General features: G+C 56.9%; 19 protein-coding genes and 1 pseudogene. 14 read left to right on the top strand and 6 right to left on the bottom strand.

Annotation, left to right across the window (positions count from 1 at the left end; translation table 11 throughout):
* The 4 genes from ALO64_RS07325 to ALO64_RS07310 form a co-directional block, all read left to right on the top strand.
* A partial coding sequence (locus ALO64_RS07325) for a fimbria/pilus outer membrane usher protein (protein WP_054991680.1) occupies positions 1-2432 on the top strand: 2432 nt, incomplete at its 5' end.
* Positions 2429-3214: a fimbrial biogenesis chaperone gene (locus ALO64_RS07320; RefSeq protein ID WP_005730128.1), complete on the top strand. Its 786-nt coding sequence runs from the start codon at positions 2429-2431 to the stop codon at positions 3212-3214. The genes ALO64_RS07325 and ALO64_RS07320, both read left to right, overlap by 4 nt.
* Before the next feature lies 1 nt (position 3215).
* Positions 3216-4214 (top strand): fimbrial protein, encoded by a 999-nt coding sequence (locus ALO64_RS07315; protein WP_044344888.1) that lies wholly within the window; start codon positions 3216-3218, stop codon positions 4212-4214.
* Positions 4215-4307: 93 nt separating this feature from the next.
* Positions 4308-4532, top strand: coding sequence for a hypothetical protein (locus tag ALO64_RS07310; protein ID WP_002552338.1), 225 nt, complete (start codon positions 4308-4310; stop codon positions 4530-4532).
* An 18-nt stretch (positions 4533-4550) separates the two neighbouring features.
* Here the strand turns inward: ALO64_RS07310 and ALO64_RS07305 are convergent, their stop codons facing one another.
* The 3 genes from ALO64_RS07305 to ALO64_RS07295 all read right to left on the bottom strand — a co-directional run bounded on the left by ALO64_RS07305 (position 4551) and on the right by ALO64_RS07295 (position 6846).
* Positions 4551-5306, bottom strand: coding sequence for a YkgJ family cysteine cluster protein (locus ALO64_RS07305; protein ID WP_005730130.1), 756 nt, complete (start codon positions 5304-5306; stop codon positions 4551-4553).
* A gap of 116 nt (positions 5307-5422) precedes the next feature.
* Positions 5423-5884, bottom strand: coding sequence for a GNAT family N-acetyltransferase (locus tag ALO64_RS07300; RefSeq protein WP_044344889.1), 462 nt, complete (start codon positions 5882-5884; stop codon positions 5423-5425).
* 65 nt (positions 5885-5949) lie between these two features.
* Positions 5950-6846 carry a chemotaxis protein gene (locus ALO64_RS07295; protein WP_044344890.1) on the bottom strand — a complete coding sequence of 299 codons (897 nt, stop codon included), beginning with the start codon at positions 6844-6846 and terminating at the stop codon, positions 5950-5952.
* Between the two features lie 611 nt (positions 6847-7457).
* On the opposite strand from ALO64_RS07295, the gene ALO64_RS07290 reads away from it, so the two are divergent.
* From ALO64_RS07290 to ALO64_RS07255, 8 genes are all read left to right on the top strand, one after another.
* A complete protein-coding gene (locus ALO64_RS07290; protein WP_005730134.1) occupies positions 7458-7967 on the top strand; it encodes a disulfide bond formation protein B in 510 nt (169 codons plus the stop codon).
* A 464-nt stretch (positions 7968-8431) separates the two neighbouring features.
* Positions 8432-9373: a ubiquinol oxidase subunit II gene (cyoA, locus tag ALO64_RS07285; protein WP_004656081.1), complete on the top strand. Its 942-nt coding sequence runs from the start codon at positions 8432-8434 to the stop codon at positions 9371-9373.
* Between the two features lie 3 nt (positions 9374-9376).
* Positions 9377-11389 carry a cytochrome o ubiquinol oxidase subunit I gene (gene cyoB / locus ALO64_RS07280; protein ID WP_004656083.1) on the top strand — a complete coding sequence of 671 codons (2013 nt, stop codon included), beginning with the start codon at positions 9377-9379 and terminating at the stop codon, positions 11387-11389.
* 3 nt (positions 11390-11392) lie between these two features.
* The gene (gene cyoC / locus ALO64_RS07275; protein ID WP_044344891.1) at positions 11393-12067 is read left to right on the top strand and encodes a cytochrome o ubiquinol oxidase subunit III; all 675 of its coding nucleotides are present in this window, start codon (positions 11393-11395) and stop codon (positions 12065-12067) included.
* Positions 12067-12399, top strand: a complete 333-nt coding sequence (cyoD, locus tag ALO64_RS07270; protein ID WP_002552345.1) for a cytochrome o ubiquinol oxidase subunit IV — start codon at positions 12067-12069, stop codon at positions 12397-12399. The genes cyoC and cyoD overlap by 1 nt, the downstream gene beginning before the upstream one ends.
* A gap of 10 nt (positions 12400-12409) precedes the next feature.
* Positions 12410-13297: a heme o synthase gene (cyoE, locus tag ALO64_RS07265; RefSeq protein WP_044344892.1), complete on the top strand. Its 888-nt coding sequence runs from the start codon at positions 12410-12412 to the stop codon at positions 13295-13297.
* Between the two features lie 255 nt (positions 13298-13552).
* Positions 13553-14437 carry a glycosyltransferase family 2 protein gene (locus ALO64_RS07260; protein WP_044344896.1) on the top strand — a complete coding sequence of 295 codons (885 nt, stop codon included), beginning with the start codon at positions 13553-13555 and terminating at the stop codon, positions 14435-14437.
* A 172-nt stretch (positions 14438-14609) separates the two neighbouring features.
* Positions 14610-15629 carry a branched-chain amino acid aminotransferase gene (locus ALO64_RS07255; protein ID WP_044344893.1) on the top strand — a complete coding sequence of 340 codons (1020 nt, stop codon included), beginning with the start codon at positions 14610-14612 and terminating at the stop codon, positions 15627-15629.
* A gap of 56 nt (positions 15630-15685) precedes the next feature.
* On the opposite strand, the gene ALO64_RS07250 is transcribed toward ALO64_RS07255, so the two are convergent.
* The 3 genes and pseudogenes from ALO64_RS07250 to ALO64_RS07240 all read right to left on the bottom strand — a co-directional run bounded on the left by ALO64_RS07250 (position 15686) and on the right by ALO64_RS07240 (position 19414).
* A complete protein-coding gene (locus ALO64_RS07250; protein WP_044344894.1) occupies positions 15686-16678 on the bottom strand; it encodes a hypothetical protein in 993 nt (330 codons plus the stop codon).
* 167 nt (positions 16679-16845) lie between these two features.
* A pseudogene (locus ALO64_RS07245) lies at positions 16846-18446 on the bottom strand (methyl-accepting chemotaxis protein).
* A 170-nt stretch (positions 18447-18616) separates the two neighbouring features.
* A complete protein-coding gene (locus ALO64_RS07240) occupies positions 18617-19414 on the bottom strand; it encodes a transporter substrate-binding domain-containing protein (RefSeq protein ID WP_044344895.1) in 798 nt (265 codons plus the stop codon).
* A gap of 145 nt (positions 19415-19559) precedes the next feature.
* Here ALO64_RS07240 and ALO64_RS07235 point away from each other — a divergent pair, with 145 nt between their 5' ends.
* On the top strand, positions 19560-19868 hold the full coding sequence (locus tag ALO64_RS07235; protein ID WP_016980457.1) for an ArsR/SmtB family transcription factor: 309 nt from the start codon (positions 19560-19562) through the stop codon (positions 19866-19868).
* A gap of 63 nt (positions 19869-19931) precedes the next feature.
* Positions 19932-20550, top strand: a 619-nt coding sequence (locus tag ALO64_RS07230; protein WP_157058641.1) for a zinc-dependent alcohol dehydrogenase family protein, incomplete at its 3' end; no start/stop codon positions are given.

Here is a 20550-nt window from a genome sequence, read left to right as displayed (position 1 = left end):
AACTTGATCGGAGAATCCCTGGCGGTACTCGTGCTGACGGGACAGTCAAATTCAATACGGCGTTTATCCAGGGAAGCGATCAGCCGCCTGACCTCCAGGAGTTTCTGCGTACCAACAGCGTACTGCCCGGCACTTATCGGGTTGATATTTACGTCAATCGCAAACTGAGCGGCAGGCGAGATATCGCCTTTTCAAAAAATCGGGTGTCAGGCCTGATTGAACCCTGTCTGTCGCTTGAAATGCTACAGAGCTTCGGTCTGGACCTGAGTCGCCTGCCTTCAGAGGAAGGCGCTGCTCAGGGCTGTTTCGATTTGCCTGCGCGTGTCGAGTTTGCGCGCGTCGACTATCAGCCCGGTGCGCTGCGACTCACTATCAGTGTGCCGCAAGCCGTTATGTCGCGGGGCGCTCGCGGTTATGTTTCACCGGAGCTTTGGGATCAGGGTGAGACGGCAGGTTTTATCAATTACAACGCCAATGGCAGCAGACGCCGTAACAAGGGGCTGGAAACGGACCAGTATTATCTCGGGATGCGAAATGGCCTGAACCTCGGGGCCTGGCGATTGCGCAATGAGTCCTCGCTGGTCGGCGGCAGTGATCGGCCCTGGCGTTATCGCAGCAATCGTACTTTCGCGCAGCGTGACATCACTTTCCTGAAAAGCCAGTTCACGGTGGGGGAGACCTTCAGCGACTCGCAGGTTTTCGACAGTGTTCGCTTCAAGGGCGCAGCACTGGCTTCTGACGATGGCATGCTGTCCGACAGCGAGCGCGCCTATGCCCCGGTCATCCGCGGGATTGCCGAGACCAACGCGACGGTGGAAGTTCGTCAGAACGGTTTTCTGCTGTACAGCGGCAGTGTTTCACCGGGGCCTTTCGAAATTGCCGATATCTACCCCAGTGGTTCCAATGGTGATTTGTCGGTGTCGGTCATTGAGGCCGATGGGCGCGTACGGACTTTTACCCAGGCCTACGCATCGCTGCCGATCATGGTCCCCTGGGGATCCTTGCGCTACAGCCTGGCCGTCGGGCAGGTCGATAACAGTAATGATGTTCAAGCCTCTCCCGACTTTGCCAGCACAGCCCTGATCTATGGGCTTTCCGAGCGGATTACCGGGTTTGGGGGGCTGCAGCTGGCCGAAGATTATCAGGCCGCGAATATAGGTGCCGGGATCAATACCGGGCTGGGCGCAGTGTCGCTGGATATCACCCGATCTGTCAGTCAGGTTGCTCAACAGTCGCGCAGCGGCCAGAGCATACGGGTGCGCTATGCCAACACGCTGGACGTTACCGACACCACTCTGGCCGTGGCAGGTTACCGCTATTCCACTGAAGCGTACCGGACCCTGAGCCAGCACATCAGCGATACCGACCCGCAGAGACATGCGCTGTCCACTGGCCTGGCTCGGGATCGGCTTGAGCTAAGTGTTACCCAGATAGTGTCGAGCCACGCCGCATCGCTGAGTCTGACCGCTTCCGAGCAGCGCTACTGGAATCTGCCCGGCAAGCCCCGGCAACTTTATCTGTCCTATAACGCTGCCTGGCAGACCGTCAATTACAGCCTGTCCATTGAACGCAACGAGGACTTCGGGCGAAACGGTGAAGCGAGCACCGACAATCGTGTTGCCTTGAGCGTGACCCTGCCACTCGGATCGAGCCCTGCTTCGTCGCGACTGTCTTTCAATGCCGTGCGCGACAGCACCGGTGAGTACAACGCTCAGACCGGGCTCAACGGCCAGGTGCTGGGGGATCGTGATACGTTTTATTCGGTACAGGCCGGGCATGACAGCAGCTCCGGCAGTTTCGGTGCCGGGAAGATCAGTACCACCACCGGGTTCGGTCGCTTCGAGGCAGGTTATAGCCAGGGCCAGGACTACGATGCATTCAGCCTGTCTGCGGCGGGTTCGCTGGTGGCTCACCCCGGAGGTGTGAACCTGGGGCAGGCGCTGGGTGAAACCTTCGCCCTGGTTCAGGTTCCGGACGTCAGCGGGGCTCGGTTGAAGTCCTTCAGTAACGTCGAAACCGCAGGCAACGGCTATGCGGTTCTGCCCTATGCGCAGGCCTACCGGACCAATTGGGTCAGCCTGGATACCCGCCAGTTGGGTGCTGATGTCGACCTGGAAAATGCCATCACCCAGCTCGTACCGCGCCGGGGAGCGATACCGTTGGTGCGCTTCAAAGCCGTTGTGGGCCGCCGGGTCCAGTTTGAACTGGTGCGCGCCGACGGCAGCAAAATACCGCTGGGTGCCAGTGTCGAGGATGAACAGGGCAGGGCGCTGGCGGTGGTCGACCCTGGCAGTCAGGCGTTGGTGCTCAGTGAGCAGGATGTCGGCAGCTTGCGGGTTCGCTGGTCTGATCAAAGTTGTCAGGCAGCATTCTCGCTGCCGCCCAGAGATCCGACCCGTGCCTACGAGCGGATCAGGGTGACATGCCAATGAGCGCCCTTGCTGATTCATGCCCGGCAATGTTGGCGGTGCTGCTGCTGATGGGCAGCGTTGGCGCACAAGGGGCTATTTCGCTGAGCGGAACACGACTGGTCTTTGATGGCCAGTATCACGAAGCCAGTATCGAGGTGCGCAATCGAGGTGATTCGGAGGCGCTTTTTCAGGCCTGGCTAAGTGATGCCCAGGATGACGACGACACTCCACTGGTTCGGCGTAGAACGCTGCCGTTCGTGGTCACGCCGCCGCTTTCACGTCTGCCGGGCGGCGGCAGGCAGGTCCTGCGCGTTTTATATCAGGGCACAGGCATGCCGCAGGGGCGCGAGTCGCTGCTGCATTTGTATGTGCTTGAGGTGCCTCGACGGCAGGCAGGCACTCGTCAGTTGAATGTCGCCGTGCGTCAGCGCATCAATGTGTTTTACCGGCCCGTTGGTCTAGAGGGGGATCCGGCTGACACTGGCGCAAAGTTGCAGTGGACACTGACCCATGACGAGGCAGGCGTTTCCTTGCTGACGGTCCGTAACCCAATGCCTTATCACGTGTCTCTGCAAGCGTTGCGAATTGACGCTGTTCAACTCAGCGAGTACCTGCTGCTGGCACCGGGTGCCCATTTTGAAATGGTTGTACCAGCGAGCGTTCTGCCCTCCGCAACCCATCGTTTTTCATACAAGGCGCTGACCGACTATGGCGGTCAGCGTACTTATTGCACACCGCTCAAGGGGCAGGCGGCCTTTACGGCCCGCTTGCTGGAGCCCCATTCCTTTCAGGACGAATGCTGATATGAAACGACTGTCTGCCAGACTCTGGCTGCTATCCACTGTGGTGTTGCTGATGCTGAATCCGGCCTCCGTCTTCGCGTTGGTCTGTACCACTCAAGGGGGCGGTGAAACCGAAATTCACGATGATCTGGGCAGTACGGTGGCGATTCCGGAGTCGATTCCCAACGGGGAAGTGGTGTGGCGTTCCGAGCCTGTGAATGTTCAGGTCGAATGTGCCAAGGACGGCTCGCAGTCTGTCGAGGAAGAAATTTTCATCTACCTGAATCCGGACAATCGTTTGATCGGTCAGGGTATCCGCGCTGGCATGACACTTCAGGGTACCGATCATCTGCAAGGCAGTGGACGGGTCAGTACCGGGAGTTACCTGCCTGTCTGCCATGAAGGCGATAGCAATATCGAAAATTGTTCAAAGGTGCGCTTCAATCTGGCGTTTTCCGTGTTTATTCAGAAGTTCGGCGCAACACCACCCTCTGGCGTGGCAAGTGATCTGCTGGATTACCGGTTTTTTCAACTGGGTGGTGCGACGGACTCCAGCCGGGTGCCGGGGCGCAGCCTCAGTTACGTGATCAACAACCTGCGGGGGCTGCGGTTCGTGGCCTGCGACGCCGACCTGCAAGTGCTCCCGGAAACCGTGGAGTTCGGCGACGTTGCCATACACGAGGTGACTATTGGCAAGGTGATCGCCACACAGACATTTTCTCTGCTGACCAGCCGCACGTGCGATTCGCCTTTCAGCATTGATGCGCGTTTCAGGCCGGTGACAGGCAATCTGTCCGGCGAACTGCTCGTTCCCTCCGGCAATGACTCGCTGGGGATTCGTATTGCCAGCGCTGTCAGTGGCCAGCCATTACGTTACAACGAGCCGTTCCATCTGGCAGAACTGCTGGGTGAAACCAACGCTGCCAGTGCTGACTTCAATGCGCAGTTGCTGTGGAATTCCAATACACCGACGCCGGGACCTTTCAATGCCGAGATCATGGTCGATCTGTTCTACAAATGACGGCGACAGGAGGCTCGGGCGGTTACGCGGCGATTGATGTATGCTGCGCGACCGCGGGCATGTGCCCGGCCAATTCGACTTTCTGGTGACACCATGACCACTCCTGAACAACCCCCTGTTCAAGACGCCGCAGCCGACTCCGTCGCAGACACTGAAAAGAAGGCTGTCATTGCGCCTTTCAGCTTTCCGTTCAAGCCTTCGGAGTTTGCTCAGGCCAAAAAGGAACCCGCATGGCATCAGAAAGCCAACAAGCATGGCCATCACAAGACCCCTGGCGTAGCCCCGGCGGGCACGCGCAGATCGATGGGCAAGCGCTGATCGCGTGAGTAATCCTGTTCAGGCTGCCTGCAAGGGTATGAACAGGTAGGAAACCGGCTCCCGATCCGTAACGTCGGCACCCTCCTGTTGCAGGGTGTCCAGAACCTGCTGTCCCGCCACATGAAATTCCCAGTGCGAGTCATTGGGTTGCATATCCTGCGCACGGTTTGCGACCTCCGCGATGGCGGTCGCAAATGCGTTCATGTCTGGCAGATACGCGACGAAGCCGTTGCCCTTGAGGGCGGTGGTGCGTATGCCCAGTTTCTGGCAGATCAACTGTTTGGTCTCTATCTCATCCCGATCGGCCTGACGGGATTGTTCGATCAAGTCCATCAACTGCGTATCAACCAGCCTGTCGCCAATGATCAGGTCGGGGCCCTGCTCCCAGGACTCTGGCGGGCAGCCCTTGGTTTCGGGGCGCAAGGGAATGTGCGGATTGATTTCCATCGGATAGATCCGGCACACCAGCGGCCTGCGCTCGTAAATGCGACACAGGTTTTTCTCGTCAAGATTACGGCAACGCCCAACGTTGTAGGCCGCGAAGGTGATCGCCACAAAGGCTGTGGTGCTGCCGCTGTTCACCTGCGTCGAACGACGGCTGGCATGGGTCAGTTGGGTCTCGGACACGCCATAGCCATTGCTTAGAAACGCTTCGGTCAAGACAATCACGTTGCCGCCGTCTGCCGCCCATTGCGCGGCTTCGCCGAGCGTGAGAGGCACGTGGTGGTCGGTGCAGCAACCGCCGCAACCCACACAGGAAAACTTGGTGTCCATTGTCTCGATGACCCTTTCAGAGCTGCGCGCCGAGCGACAACAATTGGTCACTCTCCCGGCTGATGCAGCTCGAGAAGCAAGTTGTGCGCCAGTCGCTGGTTGAGTCAACGGGCCCGTCAGGCTTCGGGGATATCGAAACGTTTCAGGTAGGACATCCCTGATTTCTCGTAAAGACGCCGTGCCTTGAGGTTGTTTTCCATGACATGGAGATCGACCGCTGCTTCGCCACACTTACTCAAATGGGCGAACAGGTGGTTGAGCAGAGCGGAACCGATCCCGCTATGTCGCACATCGGGATGCACGACCAGGTCTTTGATGAATGCGCTGGTCCAGCAGACGATCACGCCCACCACTGTTTCGTCGAGCATGGCCAGAAAGCACCGCGACGTGTCGAATTCAGGGTCTTGTTCGAAGGCAGCTCGCCAGTGCGGATAATCCGGCACACTGCCTGTCGCGCTGGCATAACCCAATTTCAGCAGGCGGTGAACCTCTGGGGCTTGCTCAAGGGTGAAAGGTCGCTGCAGGACGCGCGGTGGCCAGACCGCGGATGGTACTGGCAAGGCGAGAGTCCGACGCATCAGCCAGTAGTGTCCGGCAGATGCATCGGTCAGGTTCGGACGTTGCGTCGGTGCGCGCTCCGGGATCAGAGCCCTTGGGCGACCACCGTACGTGCGGCCTCGATCAGGCATTTGGTCAGCTCGGGTGACGAGAACTTGGTCAGCACCGCGTTGGCACCGGCGGTCTGCGACTTCTCACTGTTCATCGCGCTGTCGAGCGAGGTGTGCAAGAGGATATACAGATCGCTGAAGTCGGGCGTGTCGCGAAGAGTATGGGTGAGCGCGTAGCCATCCATCTCCGACATCTCGATGTCGGAAACCACCACGTTGATCTGCCGATCAGTACCTTGAAGATCCAGCAGAACGTCGATGGCTTCCTTGGCACTGCGCGCCGTGTGGCATTCGATGCCCAGATTGCGCAAGGTGATGATCGACTGCTGCAGGGCAACCTGGCTGTCATCGACGACCAGAATTCGCGCCTTGCTGAGCATTTCGGCATCCTCTTTGGCCAGCTCCGTCGACTGCACGACGATTTGCGCCGGAGCAATACCGTGAATCACTTTTTCGATATCCAGAACCTGTACCAGCACGCCATCGACCTGAGTGACCCCGGTGATGAACGATTTGCTGCTCGACCCATAGGGTGGAGGACGGATATCGGTGGTCATGCAGTGCACAATCTTGCTCACGGCCTGAACGTGCAGGCCCTGTTTGGAGCGGCTGACGTCGGTAACGATCAGGCAGCCACCGTCGGGATCGGCCAGAGGGCGCTCACCGATTGCACGACTCAGGTCAATGACCGACAGTGATGAGCCGCGCAACGTGGCGATACCTTTGACGTGCGGGTGCGATTCGGGAAGATGGGTCAGGGGAGGGCAGGGAATGATCTCACTGACCTTGAGCAGGTTGATCGCCATCAGCTTGCCGCTGCGCAACGTGAAGAGGAGCAGCGAAAGTGAATCTGCTCGGACGTTCTTGGACATATGAACCTTCTGACTGTAGGTGTTTCGTCGCCTGGAAGCGGCAAACAACTTTCTATGACAGGTTATCGACCTGCGACGAGCAGGCTTGAGGATTTTTAACGGACGGCTGGCCGCGCCGCTCGCTGGTCCTTGAAAGTTGTTTCAACACGTAACGGCAGCCGGCATGAGCTGCCAGTGCAAGCGTGAATAGTGGCAGTCTGGCTCCGGTCCAGTCAAACCGGGCGAGATGCGGCACACTGTCGCTCTGCGCATTCCGACAGTCAGCGTCGCAGGTTCGTACGCGACTGTGCTTTGACATCAGCATGCCCTGCGGCAAAATACCGCAGCTATATATAGAAGAGGTGGTGCGACATAGTGACGCACCCTCTATATATAGAAGCGTTTTTCATCCAGCCCTTGGCGAAGACCGCCTGGTTGATCGCACAGGCACTGTTCAGACCATCCAGCGGGCAAATGTGCCCGTATAGCTGGCGAGCGCTTGAGTTGCAGAATCAGACAGATGATCATCGCGCACGCTTCGGTACGGTCGGGCCGTGCACTCCTGTTTCAGGCTTCGCCCTTACATTGCAGGGCGTTGACCAGCCACCTCATCAGTTCAGTAAGGTATGTGAATGAGCGACAACACGTTGTACCTGAGACGCGAAAAGCGCTTTCTGGTTTTGCTGGGGATTATCTGCCTGGCTCTGATCGGCGGTGCCCTGTACATGCAGATCGTGCTGGGCGAGGCGCCTTGCCCGCTATGCATCCTGCAGCGCTACGCACTGCTGTTCATCGCCATTTTTGCGTTCATCGGCGCTGCCATGTCCGGACGTCGCGGCGTTACGGTGTGTGAAACGCTGGTCACTCTCAGCGCATTGAGCGGAATTGCCGCGGCCGGCCGGCATGTATGGATACTTGCCCATCCGTCCGACAGTTGCGGTATCGACGTCCTGCAACCGATCGTTGATGGCCTGCCATTGGCTACACTGTTCCCAACAGGGTTTCAGGTCAGCGGTTTCTGTACGACGCCGTATCCGCCGGTCCTCGGATTATCACTCGCGCAATGGGCGCTGGCAGCGTTTGTCCTGACTGCAGTTCTGGTACCGGCGTGCATCATTCGTAACCGCCGCAAACCTTACTAAATACAGGGGCTTTCGAGAAAAAAGCCCAGTGATTACGGGGCTTTTTTTGGGTGAAATGACGTGTTTGGAGGGTGATTGTTACGAATTGAGAGAATAACTGTTACAAAATTAGGCATAGTAATTAAAAATTTACGTATCTACAATCCCCACCACTTGTCGTCCAGCCTGGCTGAACGATCAGCATTTTGAGGCTTGGAGCGTCCCCTGTGCACTCTGAACAGGCAGCGCAACGCTTGCCTCTGAGGGCGTATGATGGCCGCGTCGAAAGCGTCTGCCCGATATTTTGGGCAGTTCCAGCAACTCAAAAAACAAGAATCCATAGCTAAACCCGGACTTGTCGATATGCCGCTGTGCGTAATGGCAGGCCCTTGTTCAATTCAAAAAAATTAGCCGGCACTGGCAGGGCGAAGTGTTGGCGGTCGAAACCCAACTGCACCGCGCAAGCTGCTTTTAGAGGTCGTGAAATGAGTAAAAAAAGGTACCCCAGGTTTTTTGGCTTCTTGGCCCTTTTCTGTATGCTTTTGCTCAGTGGATGCGATGGCGTACCTCTGCTCGATCCAAAAGGGCAGGTGGGTATCGAGCAGCGGAACCTGATCGTAATCGCTACGTTGCTGATGCTGATTGTCGTGATCCCGGTCATTCTGATGACCCTGATCTTCGCATGGAAGTATCGCGCTTCGAACAAGGCCGCCAAGTACACGCCGGACTGGTCCCACTCCACCAAGATCGAAATCGCAGTCTGGGGCGTACCCATGCTGCTGCTGGTCTTCCTGGGGTACATCACTTACGTCTCTACTCACTCGCTGGACCCTTACCGTCCGCTTGAGTCGGACGTGAAGCCGATCACCATTCAGGCGATCTCGGTCGACTGGAAGTGGGTATTCGTCTATCCGGACTACGGCATCGCCACGGTCAACAAGATCGTGTTTCCAGCCAAGACCCCGATCAATTTCCAGGTTACCTCGGACAGCGTGATGAACTCCTTTTTCATCCCTGGTCTGGGTGGTCAGATCTACGCAATGGCGGGCATGCACACCAAGCTGCACCTGATTGCCAACGAAAATCACGAATTCAACGGTATTTCGGCCAACTACAGTGGCGCGGGCTTTACCGGTATGAAGTTCAAGGCTATCGCCACCAGCCAGGCTGATTTCGACAGCTGGGTCAGCGAAGTCAAGAGCTCACCTAAAAAGCTTGGCACGGCCGAATACGCCGAGTTGATCAAGCCGAGCGAACGCAACCCTGTCGAACTCTTTTCCTCGGTCACCCCGAACCTGTTCCAGATCGTCATCGACAAGTATGAAGGTATGAATCCAGGCAAGAAGGTTGTTGCTGGTGAGAAGGAAGTGGCCGGTGACGCTGGTGCGGAAAAAGGCAAAAATTCAGCTGCTGGGGCAGAGGAGTAAACGATGTTTGGCAAATTAAGTCTGGAAGCGGTGCCGTTCCACGAGCCGATAGTCATGGTGACACTTGCCATGATCGCGCTCGGCGGCATTGCGGTTGTCGGGTTGATCACCTATTTCCGCAAGTGGACGTACTTGTGGTCTGAATGGCTGACCTCTGTCGACCACAAGAAAATCGGCGTGATGTACATCGTCGTTGCCATGGTCATGCTGCTGCGCGGTTTTGCCGACGCCATCATGATGCGTACCCAACTGGCGATGGCCCAGAACGGTTCCGAAGGGTTCCTTCCGCCTGAGCACTATGACCAGATCTTCACCGCTCACGGTGTGATCATGATCATCTTCATGGCGATGCCGTTCTTCACGGGGCTGATGAACATCGTTCTGCCTCTGCAGATCGGCGCTCGCGACGTGGCGTTCCCGTTCCTGAACTCCCTGAGCTTCTGGCTGCTGGTCGCAGGTATGCTGCTGATCAACATCTCCCTGGGTGTCGGTGAATTCGCCAAGACCGGCTGGGTAGCGTATCCACCTCTTTCCGGGTTGCAATACAGTCCTGGCGTAGGGGTTGACTACTACATCTGGGCGCTACAGTTATCCGGGTTAGGTACGACGCTGACGGGGGTCAACTTCCTCGTGACCGTTCTGAAGATGCGTACCCCTGGCATGAAACTGATGGACATGCCGATCTTCACCTGGACCTGCACCTGGGCAAACATCCTGATCGTGGCTTCGTTCCCGATCCTGACCGCTACCCTGGCGTTCCTGACCCTTGACCGCTACCTGGACTTCCACATTTTCACGAACGAAATGGGCGGCAACCCCATGATGTACGTGAACCTGTTCTGGGCGTGGGGTCACCCTGAGGTGTACATCCTGATCCTGCCGGCTTTCGGCGTGTTCTCGGAAGTCATCTCCACGTTCTCCGGCAAGCGTCTGTTCGGCCACAAGTCGATGATCTTCGCCTCCGGTGCGATCTGTATCCTGGGCTTCATGGTCTGGCTGCACCACTTCTTCACGATGGGTGCGGGTGCCAACGTCAACGCCTTCTTCGGCCTGGCGACGATGCTTATCGCGATCCCGACGGGTGTGAAGCTATTCAACTGGCTGTTCACCATGTATCAAGGGCGTCTGCGCTTTACCGCGCCAGTACTCTGGACCCTGGGCTTCATGGTCACCTTCTCGATCGGCGGTATGACCGGCGTTCTGTTGGCGATTCCAGGTGCTGACTTCGTACTGCACAACAGCCTGTTCGTAATCGCTCACTTCCACAACGTCATCATCGGCGGTGCGGTATTCGGTTACATCGCCGGCTTCGCGTTCTGGTTCCCTAAAGCGTTCGGCTTCACCCTGAACGAGAAGTGGGGCAAGGCAGCGTTCTGGTTCTGGATCGTCGGCTTCTTCGTCGCGTTCATGCCGCTTTACGCGCTGGGCTTCCTGGGCATGACCCGTCGTCTGAACGCTACCGACATGCCAGAGTGGAACATCTACCTGGACGTCGCGCTGTTCGGTGCCGTGCTGATCGCCATGGGTATCGCTTCGCAGCTGATCCAGCTGTTCGTGAGTATCCGTGACCGCGACAACAACCGCGATCTGACCGGTGACCCATGGAATGGCCATACCCTGGAGTGGTCCACTTCTTCGCCACCGCCGTTCTACAACTTTGCCGAACTGCCAAAAGCTGACGACATCGACGCGTTCACCGATGCAAAACGTGCCGGCACCGCTTACAAGGTTCCTGCCCGCTACTCGGCGATCCACATGCCTAACAACACTGCAACCGGCCTGTACATGGGTATGTTGCTGACGGTCTTCGGCTTCGCATTCATCTGGCACATCTGGTGGCTGGTAGGCGCAAGCCTGGTGGCGACCATTGCAGTCTTCGTTGCTCACGCTGTCCGTGACGACCAGGGTTATATGGTGCCGGCTGAAGATGTAGCGCGTATTGAAGGTGAGCATCACAAGGTCCTGGCGGCCAACGGTGCATACACTCCTGTCAAGTCCTCGCTGGAACAGGTTTAAACAATGTCAAATATTGCAATCAACTCCGGAGCCCACGACCACGACCACGACCACGACCACGACCACGACCACGACCACGACCACGATCACGACCATGATCATGGGCATGACGATCACCACGACAGCGGTGGCATGACGGTCTACGGCTTCTGGCTGTACCTGATGACTGACTGCGTGTTGTTCGCCTCGTTCTTCGCGGTGTACGCCGTGATGGTCAACAGTGTCGCGGGTGGCCCGTCGGGCCAGGACATCTTCCTGCTGCCATTCGTGGCTGTGGAAACCGCGTTCCTGCTGGTCAGTAGTATCACCTACGGCTTCGCCATGCTGGCGTTGTACAAGGGCAAGAAAAGCCAGGTTCTTGGCTGGCTGGCCCTGACCTTCCTGTGTGGTGCTGCGTTTATCGGTATGGAAATCTATGAATTCCATCACCTGATCCACGAAGGCTACGGTCCGAGCCGCAGCGGCTTCCTGTCAGCGTTCTTCGCGCTGGTAGGCCTGCACGGCGCACACGTGACCAGCGGTCTGATCTGGATGGCGATCATGATGTTCCAGGTCCAGAAAAAGGGCCTGACCAACACCAACAAGACTCGCCTGAGCTGCCTCAGCCTGTTCTGGCACTTCCTGGACGTTGTCTGGATCGGCGTGTTCACCGTTGTCTATCTGATGGGAGCTTTGTAATGTCAAATTCGCATCACTCCGCTGAAGACAATAGTCACGGCTCAGTGAAGTCGTACATCATCGGTTTCGTACTGTCGATCATCCTGACCGCCATTCCGTTTGCCCTGGTGATGTCGCCGTCGCTGCCGAAGGACATGACGATTGCAATCGTTCTGGTCTTCGCGATCATCCAGATCCTGGTGCACCTGCATTACTTCCTGCACCTGGATTTCACGAGCGTGCAGCGCAACAACGTGATGGCCTTCGCCTTTACCACGATGGTTATCGTCCTGCTGGTTGGCCTGTCGCTGTGGATCATTTTCAGCGTCCACCGCGAAATGATGGCGCATTGAGGAATACCAGATGTCACTGAAGCACTTTATCCAAATCACCAAGCCGGGGATCATTTTCGGTAACGTGCTTTCGGTGGCAGGTGGCTTTTTTCTGGCTTCCAAGGGAAATATCGACTTCGGCGTCTTCCTCGCTGCGGTAATTGGTACTTCCCTGGTCGTTGCGTCTGGTTGCGTGTTCAATAACTGCATCGATCGCGATATCGATCAGCGAATGGAAAGGACCCGTAACCGGGTTCTGGTGCAGGGCCTGGTTTCATTGAAACTGGCGCTGCTCTACGCAACCATACTCGGCGTTGCGGGCGTTGCCCTGCTTTACACCGAGGCCAACCCGTTGGCTGCCTTGTTTGCGGTCATCGGGTTTGCGATCTATGTCGGCCTTTACAGCCTGTACCTGAAACGCAGATCGGTTCACGGCACACTGGTGGGCAGTCTCTCGGGGGCCATGCCTCCAGTGATCGGCTACTGTGCAGTGACCAACAGCTTCGACTTCGCGGCCCTGACGCTACTGGTGATGTTCAGCCTGTGGCAGATGCCGCATTCGTATGCGATCGCCATCTTCCGTTTCAACGACTATCGTGCGGCGAAAATTCCGGTACTGCCGGTCAAGCGCGGCATTCTGGTCACCAAGCGCCACATCATGCTCTACATCCTGGCGTTCCTCGTGGCGACCCTGATGTTGACCGTAGGTGGTTATGCGGGCCTCAACTACCTGGCTGTTGCAGCAGGCATGGGGATGTACTGGTTGTACATGGCCTGGAAGGGTTACAAAGCCGTTGACGATACTGTCTGGGCTCGCAAGCTGTTCGTGTTTTCTATCTTCACCATCACTGCCTTGAGCGTGATGATGTCGGTGGACTTTCAGGTGACAAAAGAGTTGTTGGTGACCTACGCCTTCTGATTTTCACCTGATGCACAACCTGAAAACCCCGTTCTGCGAAGAGCGGGGTTTTTTTTGGATGCGATCTACACTTGATGAATGACAGCAAACGGCAGCAGATTCCTGGTGGCTGGATACACCTGTTTACACGGCGTTTGTGACCTGCTGTAGAAAATCAGGATCGCTTGCCGCATGATGTGCCGTTTTCAAGCGACCTGTTATGGATATCCGGTTTCCGACCCCGTCAGGGCCGATAATGATTATGGCTATTACCCCATGATGCCCTCAGAAAGTCAGAGCCGCACGCCTCAACCCCTGGTCTCGATCGTCGCCCCTTGCTATAACGCCGAGCGCTTCCTTGAAGCTGCCCTTCAGAGCATCTTTGCTCAGGACTACGGTAATTTTGAAGTCATCATCGTTGACGATGGTTCGACCGACAACAGCATCGCGATGCTTGAGTCATTGCAGGCGCGTTACCCGTTCCAGCTCTATCGCCAAGCCAACCAGGGGGGCAGTGCCGCTCTCAATCATGGCCTGCGACATGCGAAAGGCGTCTATCTGTCCACACCGGACCTCGATGACATCATGCTCCCGTTTTCGCTGCGTATCCGTGCGCAGTATCTCGACGAGCACCCCGAAGTCGGCTGCGTAGGCGCACTGATCAGCTACATGGACTGCGACGGCAACACGATCAAATGCCAATCGCGCGACTATATCGAACGGCTGACATTCGACGACGTGTTGCGCGGTGCGGTCGTTGTGGGGGCGCCGGTGGCCCTGTATCGGATGCAGGCCATGCGCGACGCGAACGGCTACGATCCGGAGATAAAGGTTCAGGATTTCCAGGCCACGCTGAGAATTGCCCGCCTGGGCTATGAAATGCATGTGATCCCCGAAGTCGTGACACGCTATCGACGTCACCCCAACAACCTTTCACGCAAGTACAAGGTGCTGCTTGAGGCTGATCTCAAAAGTATCGAGCCCTATCGTGAGCATCCCGAATATCAGAGTGGCCGCACTCAAGTCGTCAACAAGGCATTGAAATACGCTGCGGTCGCGGATAAGCGATACGCCTGGAGTCTTTTGCGTACCATCCCCTGGAAATATTTCAATGGAACGACGTGGCGACGCTGCAAGCGTTTGCTGCTGAGCTATCGGTAAGCATCATCGTCGTTGGTCAACTCACTGAGCATACAGAGCGCCCATGTTTGGGCCTGGGTCAGAAATGCCATGTCGGTTTGCATTTATTTCGAGCCTCAGGGCCTGAATGATCTGGCAGAATAAGGCATTGGCCTGACTCGTCCAGGCAGTCGCTAAAATGATAGAGGGCGTTATGAGTCAAGAAAGCATCAACTGGGACACTCTGGGTTTCGATTACATCAAGACTGACAAGCGCTACCTTTCTCATTGGCGCGACGGCGCCTGGGATCAGGGGTCGCTGACCGAGGACAACACGCTGCATATCAGCGAGGGTTCGACCGCGCTGCATTATGGTCAGCAGTGCTTCGAAGGTCTCAAGGCCTATCGCTGCAAGGATGGCTCGATCAATCTTTTCCGTCCCGATCAGAACGCGCAGCGCATGCAGCGCAGTTGTTCTCGTCTGTTGATGCCTCATGTACCGACTGATGTGTTCATCGAGGCCTGCAAACAGGTCGTCAAGGCCAACGAACGTTTCATCTCGCCATATGGTTCAGGCGGCGCGTTGTATCTGCGCCCGTTCGTGATTGGTGTGGGTGACAACATCGGCGTGCGTACGGCCCCGGAGTTCATCTTTTCGATCTTCTGCATCCCGGTGGGCGCCTATTTCAAGGGCGGCCTGAAGCCAAACAATTTCGTGATTTCCGGGTATGACCGCGCTGCGCCCAATGGCACCGGGGCTGCCAAGGTTGGTGGCAACTATGCCGCCAGCCTGATGCCCGGCTCTGAAGCCAAGAAACACAGTTTTGCCGATTGCATCTATCTCGACCCGCAGACCCATTCCAAGATCGAGGAAGTGGGTTCGGCAAACTTCTTTGCCATCACCAATGATGATGTGTTCCTGACGCCGAAATCACCGTCGGTGCTGCCGGGCATCACCCGCCTGTCGTTGATCGAACTGGCAAAATCCCGTCTTGGCCTGACGGTCGAGGAGGGCGATGTATTCATCGACCAGCTCGACACCTTCAAGGAAGCGGGCGCTTGCGGTACGGCTGCGGTGATCACCCCGATTGGCGGGATTTCCTACAAGGACAAGCTGCATGTGTTCTACAGCCAGACCGAAGTCGGTCCGGTCACTCAGCGTCTGTACAAGGAATTGACCGGCGTGCAATCCGGTGACATCGAGGCGCCAGCCGGCTGGATCGTCAAAGCCTGATAGCTTGACCTGTATCGTTCCAGCGCCATGCGCTGGGACGATCACTGGATGCATGCTCAAGGTGCAGCGGCTTTCCCTTCCTCGACCAGGTCTTTCGCTGGGCCCAACACAATCGCCAGATGCCGCAAGTCATCGACTTCCAGGCCATAACTCTTGCCCGATGGACTTTTCGTGACCGTTCCCAGTGCATATACTGTGAAGAACTTCACGTCATCCGCGTGGCTTAACAACTCACTTATATAGCGGCTTGAACGGTAGGCCTGCATTTGCGCGGGCGATACGTAAAGCGTTACCAGTTTGCCGTCGATACGGTCAAAAAACCTGAACTTGAACCCCAGCCCGTAACGTTGCTCAATCAACCCTCCACCAAATAGCACACGGCCGTTGTCACCCGTTTGCGCGTACTTGATATGGCGAAAATACCCGCGTAGCGACACTTCGCCCTGACCGGGAATTCTCAGTTTCAACAGCTTGAAATCGTCCAGTGACAACTCGGCCTTGGCCTGTCGATAGCTGTCTACCAGGCGCTCCAGGTTGTTGGTGCGGGTTTCGCTGTAGCGGGCGGCCTTGGGTGACGCGGGTTCGGTCAAAGGCTGGCTGACGATGGGCTGCAGATTGCCTGCACCGGCTTTTTCTTCCCCGGACTTCTCTTTGACCGGTGCTTTGAGCGTCGGGTCGAATATGTCGATGTAGTCATCCAGCTTGCGCTTGGCCTGGCGCACACGCGTCTGAGCATCTGTTTCTTCGACACGAACGTCCGGCTTTTCGTCTGCGCTCTCATCCACCCACTCACACTCCGGATGGTGATCGTAGTGCGGGTTGGCGCGGAAGTGCGCAGCAACGAAGGTTGGGTTGTCCTGTGGTTTCACGTCATAGCGAACCCCGGTCACCTTTGCCCCCATCGCCCTGCAAGCCTCATTCGAGCAGAGAAACTCGAAGCGTTTGCGTGGCGGCTCCTGAGAGAAGTATTCGCGTCGGGCAGCCGCGATTGACAGCTCTTGCTGCAACTCGACACAGAATGCGCGTGTGATAGGTTTGCCGGGCTTCATGCGTGTAGTCCTTGTTCGTCCAGAACACCACGCTATTTCAGGCGCAACGGGCTTGCAACAGAATATGTACGCAGACGCGGATATAGGCCGGCCAGGTCCGGAATTTGCGCACTCTGCGCACTCTGCGCACTCTGCGCGCTGTAGCAGCGCACAGAGTGTGCCTCGCATCAGGACAGACGGAAGCGCCCGACGATATTGTTCAGGTCCAGAGCCAGCGTCGACAATTCACGGCTCGCGCTGCTGGTCTGCTGTGCACCTGATGAAGATTGCGCAGACAGGTCACGAATGTTCACCAGATTGCGGTCCACTTCCCGCGCAACGTGTGCCTGTTGTTGTGCGGCGCTGGCGATGACCAGATTGAGGTCGTTGATTTCACTGACTGCTGTACTGATGACGCTCAGAGAATCATTGGCACCCTCGGCGATACTGAGCGTGTCGCTGGCCAGTTCCGTGTTGCCGCGCATGGAGCTCACCGCCCGATCAGTGCCGTTCTGAATATTGTTGACCAGGCGCTCGATTTCGCTGGTTGATTGCTGAGTGCGGTGCGCCAAGGCACGCACTTCATCCGCCACCACAGCAAATCCGCGTCCGGCTTCACCCGCTCGCGCTGCCTCAATAGCAGCGTTGAGGGCCAGCAGGTTGGTTTGCTCGGCGAGACCACGGATCACATCCAGAACCTTGCCGATGTCGCGCGACTGATCAGCCAGCTCGCCAATCAGCACGGCTGTTTTCTGTACGTCGGTGCTCATGGTATTGATTGCGCTGACGGTCTTCTTAACCAGCCCCAGACCTGCTTGTGCTGCGCTGGTCGCGTTGCTTGAAGAGCGTGCGGTGTGTTCGGCATTACGCGCCACTTCTTCTACCGCACTGGTCATTTCATTGACGGCAGTCGCGGCCTGGTCAATCTCGTTGTTCTGTCGCTGGATGCCCTGAACCCGTCTTCAGTGATGGCGGTCATCTCTTCAGCAGCGGCAGCCAGCTGGGTCGCTGAGTTTGAAATCTGTTGCAGGGTGTCCCGCAGTTGAGTCTGCATGGCAACCACGGCAGCGGCGACGCTGGTGTTGTCATTGGCATTGACCTTGATAGTACTGCTCAGGTCGCCTCTGGCGATGGTGCGGGTAATGGTGGCCACCGTATCCGGTTCGCCACCTATGGCTGCCAGAATGCTGCGTATGGTCAGTAGTGTCACCACGACACCCAGCACCGCAATCAAAAGTGTGGCGGTGATGGACAGGTTGTTGGTCCGGGTAGCACTTGCTTCCTGAGCATCAAAGCGCTCGCCTGCCTTCTGTTTGCCTTGCTCGCGCAGGGTTTGCAGGGTTTTGAAGACCTGCTCGGCGAAGGGTTTGACCTCGGTGCGATTGATGTTGGTGGCGGCGGCGATATCACCCGTCTGGATAACGCTCGTCTGGTGCCGCATACCATCACGCAACTTAGTGTAGTCGCGCTGCAACTGCTGGGTCAGCGTGACATCCAGCGTTTCAGCGGTGTTCTTGCCGAGCAGAACGGTCAGCTCATCAAGCTTGGCAAAAGCGGCCTCGTTCTCGTTTTTCCAGCCCGCAGTCTGCTCCGGATTGCCGATGGCGATCATGCGCAGGATATTGATGTCCACACGGGTCAGTGCACCGTCGATATTGTTCACGGCCTCGGTGGCCAGAAAATCCCGGTTGTACAAAGCGTCGACATTCTCAGTGGATGTCTTGAGTGTATGGATCATGAAAAACGACAAAGCGATAAACGCAACGATGATGGCGAAGGTCGAGGCCATCAATCGTTGTTTTATAGTGAAACCGCCATGAGGCGCTTGAGTTCGGGACATGAAAGTTCCTCTTTAGGGTTTGTTCGCCTGCTGAATCGGGACCTTGCGAATGCATCGCTGGCCATCAACTATCGGCGTCTCGAACTCAAGCTTTAGGCGTAGTGGCTAAATGATACTTTTTACAGTTGCGTAGGCACTGCCAGCCATTCCCCGAGCGCCTGCTGATACTCGCCAGTGGCCTTGCTCAAATGCAGCCATTGGTCAACGTAGCTTTTCCAGGTCACATCATCGCGGGGCAACAGGTAGGCCTTTTCGCCGTATTGCATGTACGCGGTCGGGTTGACCGCACACAAGCCAGGCATACGTTTCTGCTGATAAAGCGCTTCGGAGGCATCGGTGATCATCACGTCAGCCTTCTTGTCCAGCAGTTCCTGGAAGATGGTCTTGTTGTCGTGAAATGCCAGAGACGCCTTCGGCAGATGAGCGCGCGCGAAGGCTTCATTGGTGCCGCCAGCAGGTTCTATCAAGCGCACCGAGGGCTGATTGATCTGCTCGACCGTCTCGTACATGGCCTTGTCTTCACAGCGCACCAGGGGAATCTTGCCATCGACATCAAGCGTATTGCTGAAGAGGGCTTTCTTCTGGCGTTCCAGGCTGACCGAGATGCCGCCCATGCCTATGTCGCATTTGCCGGCAACCATGTCCGGCATCAGGTTTTTCCAGGTGGTAGGCACCCACCGCACGCTAACTCCCAGGCTCTTGGCCAGCGAGCGTGCCATGGTGATATCGATGCCTTCGTATTCACCGTCTTCGCGCAGCAGGGTATAGGGCTTGTAATCGCCAGTCGTGCAGACTGCCAACTGGCCGGCTTGCAGAACCTTGTCCAGATGCGAGGTGGATTCCTGAGCCTGAGCCTGAGCCATGCCTGTCATGCCCAGCAGCAGGGCGGTGAATGCGCTGTATTTAAGGTTCATCATGAGTCTGAGTGCTCTCAGCCGTGCAGTCGGTTTTGTTGGAGTCGACAGATTGCTTCATTTGTCAGGCCGATGTGAAGCTGTAATGAAATAGGCGTTCAGATGTACGGGCATAAATCAGGGGTTGAACATTTCGTAAAAAAGCGTAATGTTGTGCCCCATGATTCTTGAGCAAATCAAAGCGGTCGGCAATGACACTCGCATGTTGATCATGGAGTGGCTGAAAAACCCGCAAGCCCATTTCCCTCCACAGGACCACGGTGATCCGGCGATAGGCGTGTGCGTCTCGCACATTCAGGCCAAGGCCAGTCTGTCGGCTTCCACCGCGTCTGCGCACCTGGCGATTCTGCAACGCGCCGGGCTGGTTCAGGCAACAAGGATCGGCAAATGGACTTATTTTCGCCGCGACGAGCTAGCCATCGACCGGTTTGCCGATCGGCTCAAGAAAGAACTATGACCCTTTAGCGTTACTTACACATTTCGTCATTTTGCGTAATGTTGAATTGATAGGAGATTGACCATGAGCAATACAACCATCTACGTGCAGGCTGGCGGCGGCTACGATCAGGTCAGCGTTGGCGAAAGCGAAGTACTGGCACCGAAAGCCGGTGAGATCACTGTGCGTCTGCACGCAAATTCGCTCAACTATCACGACTTCGCAGTCGTCACCGGCATGTGGGCACCGACTGAAAAACGCATTCCCATGGCCGATGGCGCAGGCGTGGTAACCGCAGTAGGCGAGGGCGTCAGCGAGTTCGCTGTCGGCGACTCTGTCGTCAGCACGTTCTTCCCTGAGTGGATCAGCGGCGAGCCGCTGGTTGAAGGTTTCGTCACTGTGCCGGGCGACGGCGTTGACGGTTATGCCCGCGAGCAAGTGACTGCCCGTGCCACCTCATTCACCCACGCGCCACTGGGTTATACTCATGCCGAAGCGTCCACGCTGACCACCGCAGGCTTGACCGCGTGGCGCGCGCTGATGGTCGATGATGCGTTGAAAGCTGGTGATACCGTTCTGGTGCAGGGCACTGGCGGTGTATCGATTTTCGCGTTGCAGTTCGCCAAGATGGTGGGTGCGACCGTTATCGCGACGTCGTCGAGTGATGAAAAGCTGGAGCGTCTGAAAGTGAACCGCCCCGGGT

The sequence above is a fragment of the Pseudomonas meliae genome (assembly GCF_001400515.1).
Classification (GTDB): domain Bacteria; phylum Pseudomonadota; class Gammaproteobacteria; order Pseudomonadales; family Pseudomonadaceae; genus Aquipseudomonas; species Aquipseudomonas amygdali.
This window is presented reverse-complemented; position numbering and strand designations above follow the sequence as displayed.